At 67.5% G+C, this 26,481-nt stretch carries 19 protein-coding genes and 1 riboswitch; of the genes, 7 read left to right on the top strand and 12 right to left on the bottom strand.

Annotated features, from left to right (window positions below; all coding sequences use genetic code 11):
• Positions 1-14: 14 nt before the first annotated feature.
• Together FHY09_RS06825 and FHY09_RS06820 are read right to left on the bottom strand one after the other, a co-directional pair.
• Positions 15-662 (bottom strand): protein-L-isoaspartate O-methyltransferase family protein, encoded by a 648-nt coding sequence (locus FHY09_RS06825; RefSeq protein ID WP_166925453.1) that lies wholly within the window; start codon positions 660-662, stop codon positions 15-17.
• Positions 663-794: 132 nt separating this feature from the next.
• Entirely contained in the window at positions 795-1,475 is a 681-nt protein-coding gene (locus FHY09_RS06820; protein WP_166925451.1) for a TetR/AcrR family transcriptional regulator, read from the bottom strand.
• A gap of 119 nt (positions 1,476-1,594) precedes the next feature.
• Here FHY09_RS06820 and FHY09_RS06815 point away from each other — a divergent pair, with 119 nt between their 5' ends.
• Entirely contained in the window at positions 1,595-2,734 is a 1,140-nt protein-coding gene (locus FHY09_RS06815) for an efflux RND transporter periplasmic adaptor subunit (RefSeq protein WP_166925449.1), read from the top strand.
• 3 nt (positions 2,735-2,737) lie between these two features.
• Positions 2,738-5,902, top strand: coding sequence for an efflux RND transporter permease subunit (locus FHY09_RS06810; protein WP_166925447.1), 3,165 nt, complete (start codon positions 2,738-2,740; stop codon positions 5,900-5,902).
• Between the two features lie 107 nt (positions 5,903-6,009).
• Here FHY09_RS06810 and leuB read toward each other — a convergent pair whose 3' ends face one another.
• From leuB to ilvC, 9 genes are all read right to left on the bottom strand, one after another.
• Positions 6,010-7,074 carry a 3-isopropylmalate dehydrogenase gene (gene leuB, locus FHY09_RS06805; RefSeq protein ID WP_166925445.1) on the bottom strand — a complete coding sequence of 355 codons (1,065 nt, stop codon included), beginning with the start codon at positions 7,072-7,074 and terminating at the stop codon, positions 6,010-6,012.
• Positions 7,064-7,642 (bottom strand): 3-isopropylmalate dehydratase small subunit, encoded by a 579-nt coding sequence (gene leuD / locus FHY09_RS06800; RefSeq protein WP_166925442.1) that lies wholly within the window; start codon positions 7,640-7,642, stop codon positions 7,064-7,066. Before leuD ends, leuB begins: the two co-directional genes overlap by 11 nt.
• On the bottom strand, positions 7,642-9,060 hold the full coding sequence (gene leuC, locus FHY09_RS06795) for a 3-isopropylmalate dehydratase large subunit (RefSeq protein WP_166925440.1): 1,419 nt from the start codon (positions 9,058-9,060) through the stop codon (positions 7,642-7,644). Before leuC ends, leuD begins: the two co-directional genes overlap by 1 nt.
• Positions 9,061-9,122: 62 nt before the next feature.
• A complete protein-coding gene (locus FHY09_RS06790; RefSeq protein WP_166925437.1) occupies positions 9,123-9,890 on the bottom strand; it encodes a class I SAM-dependent methyltransferase in 768 nt (255 codons plus the stop codon).
• A 10-nt stretch (positions 9,891-9,900) separates the two neighbouring features.
• Positions 9,901-11,484: a 2-isopropylmalate synthase gene (locus FHY09_RS06785; RefSeq protein ID WP_166925435.1), complete on the bottom strand. Its 1,584-nt coding sequence runs from the start codon at positions 11,482-11,484 to the stop codon at positions 9,901-9,903.
• The gene (locus FHY09_RS06780) at positions 11,481-12,584 is read right to left on the bottom strand and encodes a threonine dehydratase (protein WP_166925433.1); all 1,104 of its coding nucleotides are present in this window, start codon (positions 12,582-12,584) and stop codon (positions 11,481-11,483) included. Before FHY09_RS06780 ends, FHY09_RS06785 begins: the two co-directional genes overlap by 4 nt.
• A gap of 108 nt (positions 12,585-12,692) precedes the next feature.
• The gene (locus FHY09_RS06775) at positions 12,693-12,944 is read right to left on the bottom strand and encodes an ACT domain-containing protein (RefSeq protein WP_166925431.1); all 252 of its coding nucleotides are present in this window, start codon (positions 12,942-12,944) and stop codon (positions 12,693-12,695) included.
• On the bottom strand, positions 12,928-14,664 hold the full coding sequence (ilvG, locus tag FHY09_RS06770; protein WP_166925429.1) for an acetolactate synthase 2 catalytic subunit: 1,737 nt from the start codon (positions 14,662-14,664) through the stop codon (positions 12,928-12,930). The genes FHY09_RS06775 and ilvG overlap by 17 nt, the downstream gene beginning before the upstream one ends.
• Positions 14,665-14,703: 39 nt before the next feature.
• Positions 14,704-15,678, bottom strand: a complete 975-nt coding sequence (gene ilvC / locus FHY09_RS06765) for a ketol-acid reductoisomerase (protein ID WP_166925427.1) — start codon at positions 15,676-15,678, stop codon at positions 14,704-14,706.
• 571 nt (positions 15,679-16,249) lie between these two features.
• Between ilvC and ggt the strand changes: the two genes are divergently transcribed.
• Positions 16,250-17,914 carry a gamma-glutamyltransferase gene (ggt, locus tag FHY09_RS06760; protein WP_208407651.1) on the top strand — a complete coding sequence of 555 codons (1,665 nt, stop codon included), beginning with the start codon at positions 16,250-16,252 and terminating at the stop codon, positions 17,912-17,914.
• A gap of 354 nt (positions 17,915-18,268) precedes the next feature.
• On the opposite strand, the gene FHY09_RS06755 is transcribed toward ggt, so the two are convergent.
• The gene (locus tag FHY09_RS06755; protein WP_166925423.1) at positions 18,269-19,846 is read right to left on the bottom strand and encodes a BCCT family transporter; all 1,578 of its coding nucleotides are present in this window, start codon (positions 19,844-19,846) and stop codon (positions 18,269-18,271) included.
• A 191-nt stretch (positions 19,847-20,037) separates the two neighbouring features.
• Positions 20,038-20,136: riboswitch (TPP riboswitch) on the top strand.
• A 96-nt stretch (positions 20,137-20,232) separates the two neighbouring features.
• On the opposite strand from FHY09_RS06755, the gene thiC reads away from it, so the two are divergent.
• The 4 genes from thiC (at position 20,233) to FHY09_RS06735 (ending at position 26,453) form a co-directional block, all read left to right on the top strand.
• Positions 20,233-22,095, top strand: coding sequence for a phosphomethylpyrimidine synthase ThiC (thiC, locus tag FHY09_RS06750; protein ID WP_166925421.1), 1,863 nt, complete (start codon positions 20,233-20,235; stop codon positions 22,093-22,095).
• 96 nt (positions 22,096-22,191) lie between these two features.
• Positions 22,192-22,869 (top strand): ion channel, encoded by a 678-nt coding sequence (locus tag FHY09_RS06745; protein WP_166925419.1) that lies wholly within the window; start codon positions 22,192-22,194, stop codon positions 22,867-22,869.
• Between the two features lie 254 nt (positions 22,870-23,123).
• On the top strand, positions 23,124-25,442 hold the full coding sequence (locus FHY09_RS06740; RefSeq protein ID WP_166925416.1) for a winged helix-turn-helix domain-containing protein: 2,319 nt from the start codon (positions 23,124-23,126) through the stop codon (positions 25,440-25,442).
• 114 nt (positions 25,443-25,556) lie between these two features.
• Positions 25,557-26,453, top strand: a complete 897-nt coding sequence (locus FHY09_RS06735) for a helix-turn-helix transcriptional regulator (protein ID WP_166925414.1) — start codon at positions 25,557-25,559, stop codon at positions 26,451-26,453.
• The last annotated feature ends 28 nt before the right edge of the window (positions 26,454-26,481 follow it).

Genomic DNA, 26,481 nt, shown 5'->3' with positions numbered 1-26,481 from the left:
CGGCTTCCTTGGACTCAGAGGTGGAACTGGGGGGCCGGTGCGGCACCGCGCAGGTAATCGATATCGGTTTCGAACAGCGACTCACGGCTGCCGTCGGCCTGGATCAGGAGGGCTTCCATCGCCGGCGAGCGTCCCTGGATCACGAACAGGCGACCGCCTGGACGCAGCCACGAGGCGAACTGTGACGGCACCACGTCAACCGCGCCAGTGACACAGATCACATCGAACCGGCGTTCGGTCTGCCAGCCCAGCGCATCGGCGGTTTCCACGCGCACGTTGGTGCCCAGGCCGGTCGACGCCAGGCGGGCACGTGCGGCCTCGGCGAGTGCTGGATCGATCTCCAGGCTCAGCACGTCGCGGGCCAGAGCGGCCAGGCAGGCCGACAGGTACCCGCTGCCCGTGCCGATCTCCAGCACTTCATCACCCGGCTGCAGGTCCAGTGCCTGCAGGGTGCGGCCTTCCACCACCGGCTTCATCATCTTCTGGCCGCCGCTGAGCGGCAGTTCGATGTCCGTATAGGCGAGCACGCGGTGGGCTTCGCTGACGAACGCTTCGCGCGGCAGTCGGGCCAGGACGTCGAGCACCTTGATGTCCAGCACGTCCCAGGGACGGATCTGCTGTTCCACCATCAGTTCACGGGCGTGTGCGTAGTCAATCGTCATGAGGTTCCAATCCAGCGCAGTAGGCCGGCCATTTTACCGGTCCAGAAGCCCGGCGGCGCGCCCAGAGCATGTAATCCGGGGCGCAGCGGGCGCAGTGCCGGAAGTCATCGCGACCTCCGGCTTGTTCAGGTTTCAGGTGCCGCCACCGCCGGCTGGCCGGGCGGCGTAGGCACGCAGGAAGAAGTCCACGCTGGCGGCCACGTGGGTGCGCACGTCGCAGCCCAGGGCCGCAGGGCGCAGCCCGCACATCATATGCGTGAGCAGCTCGCCTTTCACCAGGGTCAGGAACTGCACCGCTGCGGTATCGAAGTCGGTGATGTCCAGCTCGCCGCATTCGGCACGCGAGCGCAGGAAATCGGCCAGGGCCGCATTGGTGCGCTGCGGACCGGCCTGCCAGAACATCTCGCGCAGCCGATCATCGGTCTCCGGAGCCATCATCACGCGCTGGATCGAGACGGCCTCATCAGAGGTGATCAGATCGAAAAACGCCTGGCCGATGCCGTGCAGCTGCTCGCGCAGCGGTCCGTCCACGTTGGGGACGAACAGGGTGGCAGGCAGCATTTCCTCGCAGCGCGACTTCACCGCCTCGGTGAACAGCGTTTCCTTGTCACCGAAGTGGCTGTACACGGTCAGCTTGGACACGCCAGCCTGCGCGGCGATGCTGTCCATGCTCACGCCCGTATAGCCCTGCTCGACGAACAGGGCCTTGGCCGCTTCGAGGATGGCGGCACGCTTGCCGAGATCCTTGGGGCGTCCAGGGCCGGCCACTTTGCCGGCAGACCGCAGCGCGGTTTTAGCGGGAGATGGGGACATAGACGACAATACTAGACCAACCGGTTCGATATTTATACTATACCGGCCAGTTTACTAAACGGGCGTCCGGATCCGGCGCCTTTCGCCACCTCACTGCCGTGTTATCAGGATGTTGAACGATGAAGATCGTGCGCTGGATGGGAATTGCACTCGGGCTGGCCACGCTGGCCGCGTGTTCGGGCGAACAGGCGGCGCCGCCCGCCGCCGTACCCGTGCTGGTTGTGCATCCCGGCGACGTCCCGGGGCAGGCACCGGCGGTGTTCCCCGGCGAGATCCGCGCGCGGCAGGAAAGCCCGCTTTCGTTCCGCGTGGGGGGCAACCTGCTGCGGCGTGAGGTCGATGCCGGGCAGCGCGTGCGCAAGGGGCAGGTGCTGGCCGAACTGGATGCGGCGGATTTCGCGCTGCAGGCGCGCGCTTCGCAGGAACAGTTGGCGGCCTCGGAAGCCGAACTGGTGCGCACCCGCGATGACCTCAAGCGCTTCCAGGCGCTGGCCGCCCAGCAGCTGGTGAGCCGCTCGGCGCTCGACCAGCAGGCAGCGGCGTTCAAGGCGGCGCAGGGCCAGGTCAATGCGGCACGCGCCAACAGCGATGTGCTGCGCAACCAGTCCGGCTATGCGCAGCTGCGCGCGCCGGTCGATGGCGTGATCGCCAGCCGCGAGGCCGAGGCCGGGCAGGTGGTGGCCGCGGGCCAGACCATCTTCAACCTGGCCGCCGACGGCGCCCGCGAGGTGGCGATCGCGCTGCCGGAAAGCACGCTCGCCGACTACGCGGTCGGCCAGCGCGTGGAAGTGGAACTCTGGACCCGCCCCGGCACGCGCCTGCCGGGCACGCTGCGCGAGATTGCCGCGGCAGCCGATCCGCAGACACGCACCTATCCCGCGCGGGTCAGCCTGGACGAGGCGGTGCTGGACGATGTCACGCTCGGGCAGAGCGCGCGGGTGTACAGCCGCGCCGGGCGCGCGGGCACCCTGCAGCTGCCGCTGGCCGCCCTGCAGCGGGATGCGCAGGGCCGCGCCAGTGTCTGGGTGGTGGACCCGGCCACGCACGCGGTCAAGGCCGTCGCGGTGACCACCGGTGCCTACGGCAGCGACAGCGTGCCGGTGCTGGCGGGCGTGCGCGAAGCTGACTGGGTGGTAGCGGCCGGTGGACACCTGCTGCGCGAAGGGCAGGCCGTCACCGCCGTCGACCGCGGGAATCGACCGGTGTTCACCGCACCGGCGGCATCGAAGACGCCGGCTGCGCCGGCCCGGAAGGACTGAGCCATGCGCCGTTTCAACCTTTCCGAGTGGGCGCTGGCCAATCGTCCGCTCGTGCTGTTTGCCATGCTCGCGTTCGCGCTGATCGGTGCCTGGTCCTACAAGCACCTGGGCCAGTCGGAAGATCCGCCGTTCACGTTCAAGGCGATGGTCGTGCGCACGCTGTGGCCGGGGGCAACGGCCGAGCAGGTCTCGCGCCAGGTCACCGAACCGCTGGAAAAGGCGTTGATGAACACCGGCGAGTTCGAGTTCATCCGCTCGTATTCGCGCCCGGGCGAGTCGCAGATCATCTTCATGGCGCGCGATGACCTGCGCGCCGGCCAGATTCCCGCGCTGTGGTACCAGATCCGCAAGCGTACGGGCGATGTCCGCGCCACGTTGCCGCGCGAGATCGTCGGTCCCTTCTTCAACGATGAGTTCGGCGATACCTTCGGCAACCTTTATGCACTGACCGGCAAGGGTTTCGACTACGCCGTGATGCGCGATTACGCCGATCGCATCCAGCTGCAACTGCAGCGCGTGCCCGATGTGGGCAAGGTCGATCTCATCGGGCTGCAGGACGAGAAGATCTGGGTGGAGTTCGACAACAGCCGGCGCGCCACGCTGGGCGATCTGGGCCCACAGGTGATCAAGGCCCTGCAGGACCAGAACGCGGTCAGTGCCAACACCTTCATGGAAACGGCGACCGACCGCGTGCAGCTGCGGGTGACCGGACAGCTGACCGACCTGGAACAGATCCGCGCGCTGCCGATCCGCGTGGGTGACCGCAGCATGCGCCTGGGCGACGTGGCCACGGTCAGCCGCGGCTTCGCCGATCCGGCCTCACCGAAGATGCGCTTCATGGGCGAGGAAGCGATCGGCCTGGCGGTGGCGATGAAGGACGGCGGTGACATCCTCGCACTGGGCGCGCACCTGGACAGCGAGTTCGCGCGCCTGCAGAAGACGCTGCCGGCCGGCATGACCCTGCGCAAGGTGTCCGACCAGCCTGAAGCCGTGCGCGAATCGGTGGGCGAGTTCGTGCAGGTGCTGACCGAAGCGGTGGTGATCGTGCTGCTGGTGAGCTTCTTCTCGCTGGGTCTGCGCACCGGGCTGGTGGTGGGGGTGACGATTCCGCTGGTGCTGGCGATGACCTTCCTGGTCATGCATTACTTCGGCATCGGCCTGCACAAGATTTCGCTGGGCGCGCTGGTCCTGGCACTGGGACTGCTGGTGGACGATGCGATCATCGCCGTGGAGATGATGGCCACCAAGATGGAGCAGGGGTTCGATCGCCTGCGCGCGGCCAGTTTCGCGTGGACCTCCACGGCCTTCCCCATGCTCACCGGAACCCTGATCACGGCCGCCGGCTTCCTGCCGATCGCCACCGCCGCCTCCAGCACGGGCGAATACACCCGCTCATTGTTCCAGGTCGTCACCATCGCGCTGGTGGTGTCATGGATCGCGGCGGTGCTGTTCATTCCCTATCTCGGCGACAAGATGCTGCCGGACCTGCATGAGCGCAGGCCGCCCGGGCCGGACAGCCTGCTCGGGCGCTGGCATGCACGCCGCCAGGCCTGGGCGGACCGTTATCCCGCACTGGCCAGTGTGATCGCACCGCCCGGCCACGGGCACGATCATGATCCCTACCAGCGCCCGTTCTATGTGCGGTTCCGGCGTTTCCTCGATCGCTGCCTGCAGCACCGCGGATGGGTGATCGCGGCGACCGCGCTGCTGTTCGTCGGTTCACTGGTGCTGTTCCGGTTCGTGCCGCAGCAGTTCTTCCCCGATTCCACCCGGCCCGAGCTCATGGTGGACATCGAACTGGCCGAAGGCGCTTCGCTCAGGGCCACCGCGCAGCAGGTGCACAAGCTGGAGGCGCTGCTCGAAGGCCATGCGGGCATCCGCAACTACGTGGCCTATGTCGGCACGGGCTCGCCCCGCTTCTACCTGCCGCTGGACCAGCAGTTGCCGGCGACCAACTTCGCCCAGTTCGTGGTCCTGGCCAACGACACGCAGGCGCGGGAAAGCGTGCGCACGTGGCTGCAGCGTGAGGTGGTGCCGGCGTTCCCGGACGTGCAGATGCGCGTGACCCGTCTGGAGAACGGGCCGCCGGTCGGGTACCCGGTGCAGTTCCGCATTTCCGGCGAGGATGTGCCACAGGTGCAGGCGCTGGCGCGCCAGGTGGAAGCAAAGGTACGCGCCAACACGCACACCACCAACGTCAACCTGGATTGGAGCGAGCCCACCAAGGCCGTGCGCCTGGTGATCGACCAGGACCGTGCGCGGGCGTTGGGGGTGAGCAGTACCGACATCAGCCAGTTCCTGACCGGTTCGCTGGCTGGACAGACCGTCGATGTCTACCGTGAAGGCAACCGGCTGATCGAGATCGTGGTGCGCGGGCCGGCACAGGAGCGCGACAATCTGGAGCTGCTGTCCAGCCTGACCATGGTCACCGCGGCCGGTGACACGGTCAGCCTGTCCCAGGTGGCGACGCTGGAGTACGGCTTTGAGGACGGCATCATCTGGCATCGCGACCGCCTGCCCACCGTGACCGTGCGTGCCGACATCAGTGACGGCATGCAGCCTCTGGATGTGGTCAAACAGATCGAGCCGACCCTTGCCGGGGTTCGTGCGCAGCTGCCGAGCGGTTACCTGCTGGAGACCGGTGGCACGGTGGAGGATTCGGCCCGCGGGCAGGATTCCATCGCTGCCGGCATGCCGCTGTTCCTGGTGGTGGTGGCCACCCTGCTGATGCTCCAGCTGCGCAGCTTCTCGCGTGCGGCGATGGTGCTGGTGACCGCGCCGCTGGGCATCATCGGGGCAGTGCTGTTCCTGCTGCTGTTCCGCGCGCCGTTCGGCTTCGTCGCGCTGCTCGGGACCATCGCGCTGGCCGGCATGATCATGCGCAATTCGGTGATCCTGATCGATCAGATCCAGCAGGATATCGACGCCGGGCATGACCGCTGGGATGCGATCCTGGATGCGACGGTGCGCCGGTTCCGGCCGATCGTGCTGACGGCGCTGGCGGCGGTGCTGGCGATGATCCCGCTCTCGCGCAGCGCGTTCTATGGCTCGATGGCGATTTCGATCATGGGTGGCCTGATCGTGGGCACGGTGCTGACGCTGGTGTTCCTGCCGGCCCTGTATGCGGCGTGGTTCCGGGTCAAGCGGGAGGGGCCGGCCAACGGCTGAGCCCCTCGCACGGAGGGGATTGGTGAGCTGCCGTGACCCGTCCGGATCCGGACGGGTTCAGGGTCCCTGCACTGACGCGAAAAGAAAGAGCGCAGGCCCCGTGTGGATCAGGCGTCGAGGTAGGCCAGCACAGCGTCGGTGGCCTGTCGCGTGCTTGCCGCTGCGCCCTTGGGGGCGAGGTCTGCGGTGAAGATGCCAGCGTCCAGCGCGGCGTGCACGGCCGCTTCCACCGCCGTGGCTTCTTCTTCCAGGCCGAGCGAATGCCGCAGCAGCATCGCCACGCTGAAGATCGTGGCATACGGATTGGCGATGCCCTGGCCGGCGATGTCCGGTGCCGAGCCATGGATCGGTTCGTAGATGCCAACCGTACCCGGTGCGCCCAGGGAGGCCGAAGGCAGCAGGCCCAGCGAGCCGGCCAGCATCGATGCCTCATCGGTCAGGATGTCGCCGAACATGTTCTCGGTCACGATCACGTCGTACTCGCGCGGCTTGGCCAGCAGGTGCATCGCCATCGAATCGACGAGCTGGTGTTCCAGCGCGATCTCGGGAAACTCCTCGCGCCCGATGCGTGTGGCCACCTCGCGCCACAGGCGGGAGGTTTCCAGTACGTTGGCCTTGTCCACCGAGGTGACCTTGCCCCGGCGCGTGCGCGCCAGCTCGAAGGCGCTGCGCAGCACGCGTTCGATTTCCCCCACGCTGTAGCTGCACAGATCGCTGGCGGCGTCGTCGGTGCGCGTTTTCGCGCCGAAGTAGATGCCGCCGGTGAGCTCGCGCACCACCACGAAGTCAACGCCCCGCAGCAGTTCGGCCTTGATGGGCGAGGCCTCCAGCGCCGCCGCGTGCGTGCGCACCGGGCGCAGGTTCGCATAGAGGCCCAGGGCGCGGCGGATCGCCAGCAGGCCCTGCTCGGGGCGCACCTTCGCGTTCGGATCGGACCACTTCGGCCCGCCCACCGCCCCCAGCAGCACCGCATCGGCGGCCTGGCAGGCCGACAGCGTGGAGGCGGGCAGCGGCTCGCCGTGGCGGTCGATGGCGATGCCACCGATGTCGTGCTCGCTGAAAGCGAAGGAATGGCTGAAGCGGGAGGCCACGGCCTCCAGGACGGCGACGGCGGCGGCGGCGACTTCCGGGCCGATGCCATCACCGGGCAGGACAACGATTTCAGCGTGCATGTTCACTCTCATGGCGTTCGATTTCAGGGACGCGGGCCAGCAGGTACCCCAGCTGGTCCACGCCTTCGAGCAGGCAGGTCTGCGAGAACCCGTCCAGCGGGAACACGTAGGCGCGGCCGTCGGGCGTGCGCAGTTCGCGTGCGGCGACGTCGATGGTCAGTTCATCGTCCGGCCGCGCCATCAGGGCCTGCACGTCAGCCTCGTCCAGTACGATGGGCAGCAGGCCGTTCTTCAGCGCGTTGCCACGGAAGATGTCGGCGATCTCGCTGGAGATGATCGCGCGCAGGCCCAGGTCGGCCAGGGCCCACGGCGCATGTTCGCGCGAGGAGCCACAGCCGAAGTTGCGCCCGGCCAGCAGGATGCGGCGCCCGTCATTGTGCGCCTGGTTGAAGGGGAAGCCGGCCACGGGCGAGCCGTCGGCCTGCCAGCGCCAGTCATTGAAGGCATGCCGGCCCAACCCGGCACGCTCGGTCGTGGACAGGAAGCGGGCAGGGATGATCTGGTCGGTGTCGATGTTGCTCTGGCGCAGCACCACGCTGGCCGAGGTCAGGGTGCGCAGGCCGCTCATCAGGCCACCGCCTGTGCGAACAGGTCGCGGGTATCAGCCACACGACCATTGACCGCCGCCCACGCGGCCGTCATCGGCGAGGCCAGCAGCGTCCGCGAGCCGGGACCCTGGCGGCCCTCGAAGTTGCGGTTGCTGGTGCTCACCGCCAGCTGTCCCGGCGCGACCAGATCACCGTTCATGGCGATGCACATCGAACAGCCCGGCTCGCGCCATTCGGCGCCGGCCGCGCGCACGATGGCATCGATCCCTTCCGCCTCGGCCTGGCGCTTGACGATCTCCGAGCCGGGTACCACCAGCATGCGTACGCCCGCATCCACCTTGCGACCGCGCAGCACCTGCGCCACCTCGCGCATGTCGCTGAGGCGGCCGTTGGTGCAGGAGCCGACGAAGACCACGTCCACCGGCGTGCCACGCAGGGTGTCGCCGGCGTGGAACTGCATGTAATCCAGTCCCTTCTGCGCAGCGCCATCGTGCGCGGTGGGAATGGGCGCGTCGACGGCGATCGCGGTCCCCGGATGCGTGCCCCAGGTCAGGGTCGGGCGGATCGTGGTGGCATCGATGTGGACTTCCGCATCGAAACGCGCGCCCGGGTCGCTGCGCAGCTGCGTCCAGCGGGCCACGGCCGCCTCCAGCGCAGCGCCCTTCGGCCCGCGCGGGGTGGCGGCCACCCAGTCGAAGGTGACCTGGTCGGGGGCGATCATGCCGGCCCGGGCACCCGCCTCGATCGACATGTTGCACAGGGTCATGCGCTGCTCCATGTCCATCGCTTCGATGGTGCTGCCACGGAACTCCAGCACGTGCCCGGTGCCGCCGTTCACCCCGATCACGCCGATGATGTGCAGTACCACGTCCTTGGCACCCACGCCGGGCGGCAGTTCGCCCTCCACCGTGATCGCCATGGTCCTGGCCTTGCGTTGCAGCAGGCACTGCGTGGCCAGCACGTGGCCCACCTCGCTGGTGCCGATGCCGAATGCCAGCGCGCCGAAGGCGCCGTGCGTGGAGGTATGGCTGTCACCACACACGATGGTCATGCCGGGCAGGGTGAAGCCCTGTTCCGGCGCGATGACATGCACGATGCCGCGGTCGCGGGAGTCCATGTCGAACAGCTCGATGCCGTGCTCGGCGCAGTTGCGGGCGAGCAGGGCGACCTGCGCCTCGGACGCGGCACTGGCGTACGGCAGCGAGCCGTCGGCGCTCCTCGGCAATGTCGGGGTGGAATGGTCCATCGTGCCCTTGGTCCGGTCCGGGCGGCGTGGCGGCAGGCCGCGTTCGCGGAGCTCGGTGAAGGCCTGCGGCGAGGTGACTTCATGGATCAGGTGCAGGTCGATGTACAGCACGGCGGGCGCGCTGTCCGTTTCAGGAACGACCGTGTGGGCGTCCCACAACTTGTCATACAGGGTGCTGGGTACGGAGGTCATGCAGAGGCCTGGCGGAAAGGTGCGTGGATGAAGGTTGAAGAGAAACCGTGGCAGGTCAAGGGTCAGCGGCGGCGGGCGAGCAGGCGCAGCCGCACGTCGTGGCCACAGTCCGGCCCGCCGGTGGCGGCAGGTTCGAGCAGCGCACGGGTGGCTGCACGGACGCGCTCTGCGGCCGTGGCGTCGAGGTCGGCCAGCAGCGGGGCACCGGCACCCGCGAGCCAGCCCGCAACGCCAGCGGGCAACAGTGCCGGGCACTGCACGGTCTCGATGTACTGCACGTGGAAGCCATGCTGGCGCAGCCGATCGGTATAGGCCGCCGCGCTCGGGAAGTACCACCCAAACGGACTTTCGCCCTGCCCATGTGACACCCGTGCCGACTGCACCGCACCGATCAGCGTGGCCATGTGACCCTCCGCACCAAACTCGGCGACGAAGCGGCCGCCCGGCTTCAGCGCGCGCCGCACCCCGGCCAGCACGCGGTCCGGTTCCTGCATCCAATGCAGCGCAGCGTTGCTGAAGACCGCATCGAACATGCCATCGAAGGCCAGCGCGTGGCCGTCCATGAGCTGTGCATCCAGACCGCGGGCACGGGCAGCCACCACCATCGCCGGCGACACATCGATACCGGTGACCTGCGCCCCGCCCAGGGCCAGCTCCGTGCCCAGAACGCCGTCGCCACAGCCCAGGTCCAGGATCCGCTCCCCGCAGCGGGCGTCCAGCAGGCGGACCACTGCACTGCCCACCGCAGGCCGGAAACCGGCGTCGATCGCATAGTCCTGTGCATCCCAGGCATGGCCGACATCGGTATCGCGCATTGTGAAAGCACTCATGGCGGTCTCCTCAGGCATGTGCCGCGGAGGCGGCATCGGGCGTCGGCGCCGGGGCCTCACGCTGGCGCAGCAGGCGATTGGCCACGTCCAGCCAGGCCAGTGCAGAGGCTTCGATGATGTCGCGGCTGGTGCCGGTGCCTTCGTACATCGTCTCGCCATTGCGCACGCTGAGGTTGGCCTCACCGCGCGCATCGGCACCGATACCCACGCTGTGCACCTGGTAGCTGTCCAGCTGCAGGCTGACCCCGGTGGCTGACGACAGCGCGCCGAACAGCGCATCCACCGGGCCATCGCCCTGGGCGGTTTCGGCAACGCGGTTGCCATCTGGGTCGGACAGCTCCACCAGCGCGTTGGCACGGCTGCCGACATCGCTGATGGTCATCGAGGCCAGACGGTATCCCTGCTGGCTGGCGCCGCCCTGCATCATCGTCTGCAGGTCGGCATCGGTGACCACGCGCTGCTGCTCGCACAGGTTCTTGAACTGCTCGAACACCAGCTTCAGTTCGTCTTCCTCCAGCCAGAAACCCAGGGCGCGCAGGCGCTGCTCCACCGCCGCGCGCCCGCTGTGGCGCCCCAGCACCATCTGCGAATCTTCCCAGCCGACATCGTCCGGGCGCATGATTTCGTAGGTGCCGCGATGGCGCAGCATGCCGTGCTGGTGGATCCCCGATTCGTGCGCGAACGCGTTCGCTCCCACGATCGCCTTGTTGCGCTGCACCGGCATGCCCACCAGGCGCTGCAGCAACTGGGAGGTGGACACGATGCGCGGGGTGTTGATGGCCGTGTCCTGCTCATAGAACGCCTGCCGCACCTTCAACGCCATGGCGATCTCTTCCACCGCACAGTTGCCGGCACGTTCACCGATGCCGTTGACCGTGCACTCCACCTGCCGTGCCCCACCTTCGATGGCGGCCAGCGAGTTCGCCACCGCCAGCCCCAGGTCATTGTGGCAATGGGCGCTGAAGATCACCTGGGCGGCGCCGCGGACATCGGCCACGCCAGCAATCACCTGCTCGAACAGGGCGCGCATCTCCTCCGGCGTCGTGAAGCCGACGGTGTCCGGCAGGTTGATCGTGGTGGCGCCGGCTTCGATCGCGGCGCGCGAAACCTCGATCAGGTAGTCCATCTCGGTGCGCGTGGCATCTTCGGCGGAAAACTCCACATCGTCGATGTACGAGCGGGCCATCGCCACGTGCCTGCGCACCGACTCCAGCACCTGCTCGCGGGTCATGCGCAGCTTGTGCTCGCGGTGCAGCGGGCTGGTCGACAGAAACACGTGAAGGCGCGGATTGGCGGCGCTTTCCAGCGCACGTGCGGAGGTTTCGATATCCGCCGCCAGGCAGCGCGACAGCACCGCCAGCACCGGGCGCCGGACCTGGCGACCGATCAGTGCCATGGCCTCGCGGTCGGACTGCGAGCTCGCCGGGAACCCGGTTTCGATGATATCCACCCCCAGTTCGTCCAGCGCGCGCGCCATCACCAGCTTCTGCTGCGGGCTCATGCTGCAGCCCGGCGACTGTTCACCATCGCGCAGCGTGGTGTCGAAGATGCGGATGCGGGGCGGGTTGATGGATTCGATGGTCGGCGTGGTCATGGGGAAGTCTCCTCGACAGCGGGCAGCGCAGCGTGCAGGTGGGAAGGGGAAGAAGGGGGCGATGCAAGGGGCGCGGGCGCGACGTTCACCGTCGGCGCGCGCAGGGTTTCGGGGCGGCGCCTTCGCGGCTTGCGCGGCGCGCGCGGACGGATCTCGTTGAGCAGCCCGGCCAGGGCCGGGGCATCGATGTTGCCGCCGGAGACCACCGCGAACCTGCGGCGTCCGGCCACGCGCCGGCCCGCTGCCAGGGCCAGCGCGCCGGCGCCTTCGGCGATCAGGTTTTCTTCCAGCGCCAGGCGGACCAGCGTCTCGCGCAGCTCGGCTTCGCGCACGATCACCACATCGTCCAGCAGGGCGGCGCACAGCCGACGGGTGAGCAGGCCGGGGACCCGGACCCGCACACCGTCGGCCAGCGAAGGGACGGGCGCGATCGACCGCACATCGCCGCGCAGGACACGGGCCATCGCGTCGACGCCCTCGACCTGTGCGCCGACGATGCGTACGCCCTGGGATTTCAGCGCCAGCGCGACACCGGACGCCAGGCCACCGCCACCGATCGGCACGATCACCACGTCCGGTGCATGGGGGGCCAGCTCGAGGCCGACCGTGCCCTGTCCGGCGATCACATCGGCGTCGTCGAACGCAGACAGGAACCGGTAGCCGTGGCGCTCGGCCAGCGCCACGGCGAACGCCCATGCGTCATCGTAGCTTTCGCCGTGCTGGCGCACCGTGGCGCCCCAGTGCGAGACCCCGGCGATCTTGTTGGCGGGCGCACCGAAGGGCATCACGGTGATGGCCTGGACGCCCAGCCGGTGGGCGGCCCAGGCCACGCCCTGTGCATGGTTGCCGGCGGAGGCGCAGATCACCGGGCGCAGGTCACCGCGCTCACGACCGGCCAGCAGGGCATTCAGCGCACCGCGCACTTTGTAGGAGCCGGTGCGCTGCAGGTTCTCCAGCTTCAGCCACGTGCCGAAACGCTCTGCATGATGCAGCGGGGTCGGCGGAAGGAACCGGCGCAGGCGCGCCTGCGCGGCCAGCACGTCGGCGACGGTGACCTGGGCTACGTCGCTCTCCGCGCTGCCCTGCTCAGTGGCCGGCATCGGCGCCACCGTGACCCTCAGCCACGCAGCGGGCCAGCGTGCGGTCCGGCCACGGCGGGCAGCGGAGAAGACGCCCCCGGGCCGGTACCGTCGCTACGGTACGAGCCTTCATGCGGCAGCTCCCTGCACTTCAGTGACCCGCACGGAGACACAGTCGTAGATCTTCTCGATCTGACGGCACAGCGTCTCCGGCGGCCGCGTCCCGTCCACCACCAGCTGCAGGTGCCAGCGGCCGGCGTCGCCGGCATCGGCTGCACCGTGGATGGCCCGCGGCGCGAACCCACGGCGTTCGGCCATGCCGATCAGCCGCAGCAGGGCACCCTCGGCCGGCTGCAGCACGACATCAAGCCGGTACTGCATGGCTCACCTCCGCAGCGGCATGGGCCGGGTTGGACTCCAGCATGGTGCTGTTGGCCGTGTTCGGCGGCACCAGCGGCCATACGTTCGCGCGTGCATCGATGGCCACATGCAGCAGCGCGGGGCCGGGTTCGGCCAGCAGCGCAGCCAGCGCATCTTCAACTTCGCCACGCGCCTGGATGCGCACCGCCGCGATGCCGAACACCTTGGCCAGTGCAACGAAATCCGGATTGTCGGACAGGTCGATCTCGCTGTAACGCTCGGCGAAGAACAGCTCCTGCCACTGCCGCACCATGCCCAGCGAACTGTTGTCCAGCAGCACGATCTTCACCGGCAGGCGGCAGCGGGCGATGGTGGCCAGCTCCTGCACGTTCATCATGAAGCTGCCGTCGCCGGAGACCAGCACCACGGTGCGGTCGGGGCAGGCGAACTGCGCGCCCATCGCCGCCGGCAGGCCGAAGCCCATGGTGCCCAGCGCGCCGCTGGTCAGGTGGTTGCGCGGGTGGTTGAAACGGCAGTGCTGGGCCACCCACATCTGGTGCTGGCCGACATCGCAGGCGATCACCGCATCGGCCGGTGCCAGCTCGCTCAGGCGCTTGAGCAGCGCCGGTGCGTAGATGTGCTGGCCGGGCGCATCGTAGCGTGCGATGAACGTTTCGCGGTTGCGCGCGCAGCGCGCACGCCACGGTGCCTGCGCGGCCAGCGGTGCGGGAAATGCGGCCCGCAGGGCGTGGATCGCGTGGGCGATATCACCGGGTACGGCGACATCGGCCGTGCGCAGCTTGGAGATCTCGCAGGCATCGGCGTCGACGTGGACCACCCGTGCGAAGGGAGCGAACTCGGCCAGCTTGCCCGTGGCACGGTCATCGAAACGCGCGCCCAGCACCAGCAGCAGATCGCACTCCTGCACGGCCATGTTGGCTGCGCGGGTGCCGTGCATGCCGAGCATGCCCAGCGACTGCGGATGGCCCGCGGGCAGGGCACCCAGTCCGCGCAGCGTCTGCACGGTGGGGATGCCACTGGCCGCGGCGAAATCACGCAGTGCCTCCACCGCCTCTCCCAGCGCGATGCCGCCGCCGGCATAGATCACCGGCTTGGTGGCCGCGGCGATCGCCGCGATGGCCTCATCGAGCGCCGCGTCGGCCGGCGCGGGGGGCGGCTGTACGGCAGCAGGCACATGCAGCGGCAGGTGGCTGGCGTCGGCAATCTGGACGTCCTTCGGCAGATCGATCAGCACCGGGCCGGGACGTCCCTCGCGGGCCACGCGGAAGGCTTCGGACACCACGCGCGGCAGGTCGTCGACATGGCGTACCAGCCAACTGTGCTTGACGATGGGCAGCGTGAGGCCGAAGACATCCAGCTCCTGGAACGCATCGGTGCCCAGCAGCGGGGTGGCGACCTGGCCGGTGATGCAGACCATCGGCACCGAATCCAGCATGGCATCGGCGATGCCGGTGACCAGGTTGGAGGCCCCCGGGCCAGAGGTGGCGATGCACACGCCGACACGTCCACTGGCACGCGCGAACCCGTTGGCGGCCAGCGCGGCACCCTGTTCGTGGCGGACCAGCACGTGCTTGAGCCGCGAATCCACCAGCGCATCGTAGAACGGCATGATGGTGCCGCCGGGGTAGCCGAACAGCGTCTGCACGCCTTCGGCTTCCAGCGCCTGGGTCAGCCAGCGCGCGCCATTGGGCGTTGTGCTGCGTTGTGCGGGGTTGTTCATGGGAAACCTTGCAGAACAGAGGGGGAGGGGCCGCGCCGGTTACGCGGCCTGGCCTTGCAGCCAGACCATCCTGGCGCGCAGTTCCTTGCCCACCTTCTCGATCGGGTGGTCCAGGTCGGCCTGCTTGTAGCGGTTGTAGTTCGGCAGCCCGGCTTCGTACTCGGCGACCCAGTTCTTGGTGAACGTGCCGTCCTGGATGTCCTTCAGGACCTCCTTCATGCGCGCCTTGGTGCCCGCATCGATCACGCGCGGACCACTGACGTAGTCACCGTACTGCGCGGTCTCGGAGATGAACTCGAGCATCCGCGAGATGCCGCCCTCGTAGAACAGATCGACGATGAGTTTCAGCTCGTGCAGGACCTCGTAATAGGCGATCTCCGGCTGGTAGCCGGCTTCCACCAGCGTCTCGAAGCCGGCCTGCACCAGGGCCGATGCACCGCCGCACAGCACGGCCTGCTCGCCGAACAGGTCGGTTTCGGTTTCTTCCTTGAACGTCGTGCGGATCAGGTTCGCGCGCGCGCCACCCAGGCCGGTGGCGTAAGCCACCGCGTGCGCTGCTGCGTTGCCGCTGACATCCTGGTGCACCGCCCAGATGCACGGCACACCGCGTCCGATTTCGTACTCGCGACGAACCAGTGCGCCCGGGCCCTTGGGCGCCACCAGCACCACGTCCAGGTCTTCGCGCGGGGAGATCATGTCGAAGTGGACGTTCAGGCCGTGGGCGAACAACAGGCACGCACCGTGCTTCATGTTCGGCGCCAGCACCTCCTCGTAGAGCTTCTTCTGCACCATGTCCGGCGTCAGCACCGCCACCAGGTCCGCGTCCTTCACCGCTTCGGCCGGGGGCTGGACGATGAAGCCATCGGCCTTCGCCTTCACTTCGGTCGGGCCGCCGGGCCGCAGGCCGATCACCACTTCGTAGCCGGATTCGCGCAGGTTCAGCGCATGCGCGCGGCCCTGGCTGCCATAGCCGACGACGGCGATCTTGGTCTTGGGCAGGTCATTGGTGCTCATCGGGAGGGTTTCCTTGCAGGAGTGGGGCGGAGGGAGAAACGAAGCCGGGGCGCTGAAACGAAAAAACCCGCGCCGGGTCCGGTGCGGGTTCTGATCGAGTACCTGTGTGTCTGTTGGTTACACGCTGGCTCGTCCCGCTCCGGTGGGCTGGCTAATAAGTACGAGGGCGAGGAGCGAACGCAGCGAAGCGGCGCCGCGGGACGCGGGCCCTGGGTTCGTCGGCATGGGTGTGTGGCGCTGCAACATGGGTCCGAGGAAACCACGCGGGTTTCGTCGATGTCAACCCTGGTGCACCTTCGTGCGATGGTTGCCGGTGAATCAACGGCAATCCCTTGCGGGGTCTGCTTTGTTACCGCTGAAACTGCCTCGCCGGGCGACACCGGCGAAGGCTGTCCGCGACATCCGCGCAGGTCGTCCACCCCCAGCAGCGGCCCTTGCATGACCAATGCGGGATACCCAACGCCGCGCGGACAGGCGAGGATCAGTCAACCTCTTTTCCCTGCAAGGCCATCCTGTGACCCGACGACTCACCCGCGGCGTGCTCGCCGCTGCACTCCTGGCCACACTGCCGATGCTGGCCGGCGCGGCCGACCGCATCACCGGCCACGGCTTTGCGACCCGCTCCGAAGTCATCGCCCCGCACGCCATGGCGGCGACATCGCAGCCGCTGGCCACGCAGATCGCGCTGGATGTGATGAAGCAGGGCGGCAGCGCGGTGGATGCGGCGATTGCCGCCAACGCGGCGCTGGGCCTGATGGAACCGACCGGCAACGGGATCGGCGGCGACCTGTTCGCAATCGTCTGGGACCCGAAGACGCAGAAGCTGCACGGTTACAACGGGTCGGGCCGCTCCCCGAAGTCGCTGACGCTGGCGGAGTTCCAGCGCCGTGGACTGAAGGAGATTCCGGCCACCGGTCCGCTTCCGGTATCCGTGCCGGGGGCCGTGGACGGCTGGTTCGCGCTGCACGAACGCTTCGGGCGCAGGCCGATGGCGGAGAACCTGGCACCGGCCATCCGCTATGCCCGGGAAGGCCATCCCGTGGCCGAGGTCATCGCCTACTACTGGGACCGCTCGGTGCCGCGGCTCTCGCCGCAGCCGGGCTTCACCGAGCAGTTCACCCTTAAGGGCCGTGCACCGCGCAAGGGCGAGCTGTGGAAGAACCCGAACCTGGCCGACACACTGCAGCGGATCGCCGATGGCGGTCGTGACGCGTTCTACAAGGGCGACATCGCGCGCACCATCGACGCCTTCTTCAAGGCGAATGGAGGGTTCCTGAGCTATGAGGACATGGCCGCGCACCAGGGTGAGTGGGTCGAGCCGGTAAGCAGCAACTACCGTGGCTATGACGTGTGGGAACTGCCACCCAACAGCCAGGGCATCGCCGCCCTGCAGATCCTCAACGTGCTGGAGGGCTATGACTTCTCCAAAATCCCCTTCGGCTCTCCTGAGCACGTGCACCTGTTCGTGGAGGCGAAGAAACTCGCGTTCGCCGATCGGGCGCGTTTCTATGCGGACATGGCGTTCCAGCCGGTCGCGCCGGTGGCCCGGCTGATCTCCAAGGAGTATGCCGCGCAGCGCCGCGCGCTGATTTCCATGGACAAGGCGTTGAAGGAGGTACAGCCAGGGACGCCGAAGCAACTGGAGCAGGGCGACACGATCTACATGACGGTGGCCGATGCGGACGGGATGATGGTGTCGTTGATCCAGTCCAATTATCGCGGCATGGGCAGTGGCATGGCCCCGCCCGGGCTGGGATTCATCCTGCAGGACCGTGGCGAAATGTTCGTCCTGCAGAAGAATCATCCCAACGGCTACGCGCCGGGCAAGCGTCCCTTCCAGACCATCATCCCGGCCTTCATCACCAAGGACGGCAAGCCATGGGCGAGCTTCGGCGTGATGGGCGGAGCGATGCAGCCGCAGGGACATGCGCAGATCGTGATGAACCTGGTGGACTTCGGCATGAACCTGCAGGAGGCCGGCGATGCGCCGCGCATCCAGCACGAGGGGTCCACCGAGCCGGTCGGGCAGGCCACGGCGATGACTGATGGCGGTGAGGTCAACCTGGAAACAGGGTATCCGTATGAGACCGTGCGTGCGCTGATGCGCAAGGGCCATCGGGTGGTGTTTGCGGACGGGCCGTATGGCGGGTACCAGGCGATCATGCGGGACCCGGAAACGGGCGTGTATTACGGCGCCTCCGAGAGCCGGAAGGATGGGCAGGCGGCGGGCTACTGAGGCGCGGCGAACGGCGGGGCCCCTCGTGGCTGGCGGTTTCCAAAGGGGACGGGGGGCCGGGCGATGGGGTTGGGTGGGGGACGGCAAGAGCCGCATCCTGCGGGCCTTGTTTCGCGCCCTCCATGGCGCTCAACCCCCCAACCAGTCTCCACCGCCCGACCTACGACAGTTTCCGTGCACGTCAGCCACGGAAAAGAAGAATTGGAAAAGCAAGAACAGCAGCCACAACGGTAAAGCGACGCCGCACTGTGTCCGGGGCCCCGCCAGCGCGCAACCCCGCTGTTGCCCTGGAGGTTGCCCTTGCCGTTGCTCCTGCTCCAGCGGGTGCAGGGCCGCAGGCCCTGCCAATCCCCCTCAATCCCGATCGATCGCCCGCGCCGCTTCCACGCGTGTCTCTTCCTGCGCCGCCATCTCACGCTGGATCCACGACTCGATCATGTGCCGCGCGCGCTGCGCCCGTCGCCGCTCATGCGTCCATTCCTCATCCAGCACGCGGTACAGCGCCACCATTACCAGCACCATGAGCAACGCGAAGGGCAATGCCGCGATCGTGATCATCCCCTGCAAAGCTGCCAGCCCCCCGGCCAACAGCAGCGCCGCAGCGATCAGCGCGATACCGATGCCCCAGGCGAGCTTGCGCTTCAACGGTGGGTCTCCCGCTTCGTCGGTGGACATGCTCGCCAGCACGAGCACCGCCGAATCCGCCGACGTCACGAAGAAGATCATCAGCAGCACCAGCGCCACGCCGGAAAGCAGCAGGGGCAGCGGCAGACTGTCGAACATGGTGAACAGCACCGTCTCATACCCGTTGGCCAACGCCGCCACCAGGTCCACGTGACCAAAGATCTGTGACCACAACGCTGTGCCGCCAAACACCGAGAACCACACGAAACCCAGCACCGTCGGTGCGATCACCACGCCTACGACAAACTCGCGTACGCTGCGCCCGCGCGAGATCCGCGCGATGAACGACCCCACGAACGGTGCCCAGGCAATCCACCACGCCCAGTAGAAGATCGTCCAGTCGGCCACCCACGTGCTGCCGGAGAACGGCGACATCCGCAGGCTCATCGTCACCAGCTGGTTGAGATACGAACCCAGCGTGGTGGTGAAGGTGTCGAAGATGAAGCCGGTCGGTCCCAGCACCAGCACCATCGCCAGCAACAGCGCGGCCAGGCCGAGATTGAAGTTGGACAGCCATTTGATGCCCCGGTCCACGCCGCTCATCGTCGAGGCCATGTACAGCACGAAGGCAACCGCGATGATGACCAGCTGGGTGGGAATACCCGAAGCGATGCCGAAGACCCGCTCCATGCCGGCCGCGATCTGGATGGTGCCAAAGCCCAGCGTCGTCGCTACGCCAATCGCCGTTGCGACCACCGCGGCGATGTTCACCACCTGGCCGATCCAGCCCCGGTGATGGCGCCCGATGATCGGTTGCAGCATGTCGCTGACCAGTCCCCGGCCGTTGCGGTTGAACTGGAACCACGCCATGGCCAGGCCGATCAGCGCATAGATGGCCCACGGATGAAGGCCCCAGTGGAAAAATGCATAACGCATGGACGCACGCGCGGCGTCCATGCTCATCGGTGCCAACCCTTCAGGGGGCTTCACGAAATGCGAAACCGGCTCCGCGGCCCCCCAGAACACCAGGCCGATGCCCATGCCGGCCGCGAACAGCATCGACATCCAGCTGGCGCGGGAAAAGTCGGGCTCCGCGTCTTCACCGCCGATGCGCAGGTTGCCAAGCCGGCCGAAAGCGAGATACAGCAGGAAGGTCAGGGAAAGAAACACCACCAGCAGATACAGCCAGCCCGCGCCACGCACGACCTCGGCAAGCATCGCCTGGACGACGGAATTGAAAGGACCCGGCGCGAGGCCGGCGAGCAGCACCAGTGCGGCGACCAGTGCGATTGAAATACGAAACACCATGAAGGAGCTTCTCCGGTTCAGTGCATGAAGGAGCGAGCCAAAGCTTGCAGTACGCAGGGCGCATGCGCCGGCAGATGAGCCAGCGACAGTATCCTGCCTGAAGGCGCGCAACGCGGCGCGGGCAGGATTCTATACCGCGCGCCGTAATGGGCCCGTCAGCGTGCCTGCGTGCGGCGCATGTGCTGTAATGGCCTCTGAAGCGGGGGTACCGTGCTGTGCAGTGCGGTTGAGAGAGTCCCTTGGAACCTGATCCGGTTGATACCGGCGTAGGAAGCTTTGCAATGCCAGCAGTGCCGTGCGGACGCTCCGTGAGCGTCCGGTGGCGCGCGCGGCAATGCGCCGCCGCTTCGTCCCCGATATGCGACTTTCGCCCAGGACGATGCCCGATGACCTCACTGCCCAATTTGCTTCAGGATGATGCCCGCACGCTGTCCGCGTCCGTGACCCGACCCCTTTCCGGTTCGCGCCGGATCTATGTCGGCGGGTCGCGCCCCGATCTGCAGGTCCCCATGCGCGAGATCGTGCTGGGGCGCACGCCCACGCTGTTCGGTGGCGAAGAGAACGCGCCGTTGGCGGTCTATGACACCTCCGGTCCCTACACCGATCCGCAGGCACGGATCGACCTGTCCGCCGGGTTGCCGCCGCTGCGCGCGGACTGGGTGTGCGAGCGCGGGGATACCGCCCTGCTGCCGGCGCCAAGCTCGGCCTTCGGCCGTTCGCGGTTGGACGATGCGCGCCTGGACGCGGTGCGCTTCCCCGGCCGGCGCGCACCCCGGCGTGCGCGGGAGGGCGCCAATGTCACCCAGATGCACTACGCGCGGCGCGGCGTGATCACACCGGAGATGGAGTTCGTGGCCATCCGCGAGAACCAGCGCCTTCAGGCCGTGCAGGACGCCGGTCTGCTGCGCCAGCACCGTGGGCAATCCTTCGGTGCGTCGATTCCTGCGCGCATCACACCGGCCTTCGTGCGCGAGGAGATCGCACGGGGACGTGCCGTGCTGCCCAGCAACATCAACCACCCGGAAAGCGAACCGATGATCATCGGGCGCAACTTCCTGACCAAGATCAACGCCAACATCGGCAACAGCGCGGTATCTTCAGGCATCGCCGAAGAGGTGGAGAAGATGGTGTGGGCCATCCGCTGGGGCGGGGACACGGTGATGGACCTCTCCACCGGCAGGCACATCCACGAGACGCGTGAATGGATCCTGCGCAATGCACCGGTGCCCATCGGCACGGTGCCGATCTACCAGGCGCTGGAGAAGGTCGACGGCCGCGCCGAGGCGCTCACCTGGGAGATCTTCCGCGACACGCTGATCGAGCAGGCCGAGCAGGGCGTGGATTACTTCACCCTCCACGCCGGTGTCCTGCTGCGCTATGTGCCGCTCACCGCAGGCCGGGTCACCGGCATCGTTTCGCGGGGCGGCAGCATCATGGCCAAGTGGTGCCTGGCTCACCACCGCGAGAACTTCCTCTACACGCATTTCGAAGACATCTGCGAGATCATGAAGGCCTACGACGTGACGTTCTCGCTGGGCGATGGACTGCGCCCGGGCTGCATCGCCGATGCCAATGACGCGGCCCAGTTCGGCGAACTGGAAACGCTCGGCGAACTGACGAAGATCGCCTGGCAACACGACGTGCAGACCATGATCGAGGGCCCGGGCCACGTGCCCATGCATCTCATCAAGGAGAACATGGACAAGCAGCTCGAGGTCTGTGGCGAAGCGCCGTTCTACACGCTGGGCCCGCTGACCACCGACATCGCCCCGGGCTACGACCACATAACCAGCGCGATCGGCGCGGCGATGATCGGCTGGTATGGCACGGCCATGCTCTGCTATGTCACGCCGAAGGAACACCTGGGCCTGCCCAACCGCGAGGACGTGCGCGACGGCATCATGGCCTACCGCATCGCTGCACACGCCGCCGACCTGGCCAAGGGCCACCCTGGAGCGCAGGTGCGCGACAATGCGCTCAGCAAAGCACGCTTCGAGTTCCGCTGGCAGGACCAGTTCAACCTCGGCCTGGATCCCGAGAGGGCCCAGGCCTTCCATGACCAGACGCTGCCCAGGGACGCGCACAAGCTGGCCCATTTCTGTTCGATGTGCGGCCCCCACTTCTGCTCGATGAAGATCTCCCAGGAGGTGCGCGACAGCGCCGCCGCACAGGACGCGGCGGCCGAAGGCATGGCGGCCAAGGCCGCGCAGTTCCTGGCCGAGGGGGCGGAGGTGTATCACCGGCGGTAACACACGCGCGGCGGGGCAGGGCAGGCACGCACACCAGGGATGCCGGCGGCGCAGGCTTGCCGGTATCCTCGCGCCATCCTTCCTCCGGAATGCGCCATGTCGATCCCTCCCGCCGTGCGCTGGCTCGCCATTGCCCGCCGCCACCCCTCCGCGTGGCTGCTGGCCGTGCAGCTGCTGGGCGTGCTGCTGTACCCGGTGATGGACGACACCGCCGCGGGCCGCGCCGGCTTCGGGGTACTGGGCATCACCGTGCTGGGGCTGGCGCTGTGGGTGGTGCAGCGCAGCCCGGTGGGCATGTGGGCGGCGTTGCTGCTGGCGATTCCCTCGGTGGTGTTTTCCCTCAGCGCCGTCGTGTTCGACAAGCCCGCCCTGGGGATGGCCGCGCACGTGCTGGAGAGCCTGTTGTACTTCTACACGGCCGGCGCGTTGATCCTCTACATGCTGCAGGACCACAAGGTCACGCGCGATGAACTGTTCGCCGCCGGGGCCACGTTCACGCTGCTGGCATGGGGATTCGCCTTCGCATTTTCGGTCTGCCAGCAATGGTATCCCGGCAGTTTCCTCGCCCACAGTCCGGGCAATCTGCGCACGTGGATGGAGCTGCTTTATCTGAGCTTCAGTTTGCTCAGCGGGGTGGGCTTGAGCGATGTGGTCCCGGTGCATGCCCAGGCCCGCGCATTGGTAATGCTGGCGCAGTTTTCAGGGGTGATGTACGTCGCGCTCGTAGTGTCGCGCCTGGTCGGGCTGACGATCATCACCGCGCCGCGAAGCTGAATCCCAGATAAAAAATTCGCGCCTCGGGGGCGCGAATGTTACAGCAGTATTATCTGAATACGTGGGCGAGAGAGAGCCTGATGCTCACCGCAGCATGTGCAGTCAACCTGCATAGGCTAGTATTCGCGCGCTTCGAGGTTTTTGCTGTTTGGGCTGATGCTGTTTGCGGAGTCTGGCTTCTTGCCGTGTGTTGCAGGTGCGAGGACAGGGCAGAGATCTACAGCACCACCCTTGTCCTTCCATTGCACGGATACATGAGCACCACCGACGCCACTCCCTTCGATGCCGACATCCTGCGCATTGGCGAATGCACGGTCACGCTGTCCTCCCGCGAGGTGGTGGTGCCGGGCGTGCGCCGTGTACGGCGACTGACACCGAAGGCGATCGGCGTGCTGCGCGTGCTGGTGCGCAGTGACGGGCGCGTGGTGACCCGCGATGAGCTGTTCGCCGAGGTCTGGCCCGATACGCTGCCGACCAACGATGTGCTGACGCAGGCGGTGACCCAGCTTCGCAAGGCGTTCGCCGGCGATGACGAGGAGGGCACGGTCTACATCGAGACGATCGCCAAGACCGGCTACCGGTTGCGTGTGCCGGTGGTGGTGGTGGCCGAGCCGGCTGCGCCTGCACCTGAAGCTGTCCCGACAGTGGACCTTGAAACGCAAGGGGACACCCGCCCAGCCGCGGCCCCATCGCCCGCGCCGAAGTCGGCGCTCAGCAGCACCTGGCGGCGCATCCGTCGCACGGTCCTGGTGGCTGCAGGCCTGTGCCTGCTGTGCTCGGTGGTGGTGATGGGGTGGATGCTGCAGCGGCTTGCGCCGCAGTCACCGCTCGATGCCGCCGTCGGTGGTGGAACGCGGGTGCTCGGCAGCCCGGAGCGGCCGTACCGCCTGGTAACGGCCACCGCAGGATTCGAGACCTTCCCGAGCCTCTCGCCGGACGGTTCGCAGGTGAGCTACGAGGCCAGCAGCGAGGACGGGGTTGGCGGTGAGATCAAGGTGCAGACCTCGTCCAATGCGCCCGCACGGGTCTTGGTGGAGCGGCCCCAGGGCGCCTCGGATCGCTTTCCCACGTGGTCACCGGATGGGCGTGACATCGCCTTTGCGCGGTTCTCCGCCGATGGCCGCTGTGAGGTGCTGATCGCAAGCGCAACCGGCGGCAACGTGCGCCACGCCGCACGCTGTGATGGTACCGAACTGCTGAGCTTCGACTGGACGCCCGACGGGCACAGCCTGGTGTTCGGCAGCATGGTGGGGCCGTTCGGGCATCCGGGCATCCGCGTGCTGGAGCTGGCTACCGGCCGCTGGCGGCCTTTGCAGTACCCCGTACGCCCGGACGATTTCGACTACGCCCCGCGCTTCTCGCCGGACGGCCGCTGGCTGGTGTTTGTCCGCAATCCGCAGCTGGGCGATCTGTGGCGGATGCCCGCCGAGGGCGGCACGCCCGAGCAGCTGACCGATGACGCCGCTGAGATCCGCGGCTGGGCCTGGCTCGGCGACAGCCAGCACATCGTGTTCGGTCGCCGCGTCGACAGCGAAGTGCGCCTCTACCAGCTTGATACCGACCAGCGCACCTTGCGCGACATGGGCCTGGATGATGCGCAGTGGCCGGCGGTCGCACGTTCGGCAGGCGTGCTCGCGTTCGTACAGCGCAAGGCCCAGTTCGGTCTGTTCCGTGCCAGTGTGGACGGCAACCAGCCCCCCGAGCGCCTGCTTGCAGCCGGCGGGCGTGACAGCCAGCCGACCCTGGCACCGGATGGCAACCAGCTGGTGTTCGCCTCGGACCGCTCCGGTGTGTATTCCCTGTGGTGGACCGATCTGCAGCGGCCCGACTCGCTGCGCCCCATCGAAGGCCTGCGCCCGGAGGCACGGCAGCAGCCGGACTGGTCGTTGGACAGCCGGCACCTGCTGGTGCTGGGCCGTAATGACCAGGGCGAACCGCGGGTCTACGAGCTCTCGCCCCAGGACGAGCGGGTCACCGTGCTGCCCGTCCCGGTGGAGCGCCCGCTGCAGGCACTGTATGTCGGAGATCGCGACCGCCTCCTGCTGATCGAGCGCGACGATGACCAGCTCACGCGGCTGAGCCTTTACGACCGCAGTGCGACGCCGTGGCGCAGGCTGGCCAGCCTGGACGGGGTCTCGCAGGCCCGTTACGACCATCGCCGCAACCGCGTGCTGTTCAGCCGGTTCGGGGCTGGCGGACTATGGCAGGTGGATGCGTCGCTGCACCCGGATACCGTAACGGTGGTCAGTGAAGATCGTCCGTCGCGCTGGATGTACCGGGCGTGGGCGGTCAATGGAGTGGATGGGGTGGACTATCTGGAGAAGTCCATCACCTGCAGCACCATGCTGACGCGGATCAGCGCCATCGCCCAGGCCGAATCCCGCTGCCTCGACACCACCCGCCTGAGTGCGGGCAATGGATTCAGTACCACCGCTGACGGAAGGAGCCTGCTGCTGTCCCTCGCGGTCACCGACGGCGCCGATGTCGCGGTGATGCGGTTGCCTGAGGTACAGGAAAGTGCGTTGCCTGCTGTCATCAAGCCTCTGATTACAAAGGCAAATCCCGCTTCGTAATTTATTCGTCCCAGCGTCGCCGCGAATTCGTGGCGATGTCGTGCGTCCATCCTGACCTCTGCCGCCACATCGGGCAAAACAACGATCTGTGTTCAGCAAATCGTGGTGCCCTTCATGCGTCAGTTCTCTCTCGTTGATCGTGGTCAGACCCTCACCCTGGACAAGTCCCCGGACGATGCGCCGGCGTGCATGGGCGTTGCGCGCCTGGGCAGCCTGCAGACCTCGGGCGCCACGTTTACTGTGTGGATGCAGATCCGCGGCAGTGCGTGGGTGGAGGCCAAGGAGGGGCGCTTCCGGCTGCGTCGCGGTGAATGGATCGCCTTCGAGAAGGAATCCCGTCCCTTGGTCCAGGCGGGACGCAGTGGCCTGTGCATCGGTTTCAGTCTCAGCACCGACGCGATGCGCATGCTCACCGAGATGGCCGACTGCAGCCTCTACGCAGGTCGCGGCCAGCTCACCCGCAGCGACGCCCGCATCGCCCTGCGCCTGTGGCGCGACGCGCTCGACAGTGGCCTGCCGGCCCACGGGCTGCGTCCGGCACTGCTGCACCTGGCCTCCCTGCAGCGCACGATGGCCGGTACGGTGCAGCGCTGCCCCGGCCGGTCGCGCAGCCGCAAGCGCCAGGTCTTCGGCCGCATGCAGCGCGCCCGCCTCTATCTGGAAGGCAACAGCCACCGGGTGGTGCGCATCGGCGAGCTGGCCGAACTGACCAACTTCTCCAGCTGGTACCTTTCCAAGACGTTCCAGAGCCTCTATGAAGAGAGTCCGCAGTCGCTTTCGGCCCGGCTGCGTCTGGAACGGGCGGCGGATCTGCTGCGTGACACCGACATGATGATCGGGGAGGTCGCCGCAGCCAGTGGGTTCGACAACTGCTGCAGCTTCGCGCGCGCCTTCCGGGCCCGCTATGGACAGTCGGCGTCGCACTTCCGTGAAGTCGCTGCAAAACTGTCGCCACAATCGGCAAAGTCTCCGGCTGGCTCACGCAAAACCATGTACGCAACACAATCGTAACGTTCAGGGGCGTTTTAACACGCCACTA

Source organism: Xanthomonas sp. 60, assembly GCF_011761925.1.
The sequence above is the reverse complement of the archived record's forward strand: the minus strand, read 5'-3'. Positions and strand labels throughout refer to the sequence as shown.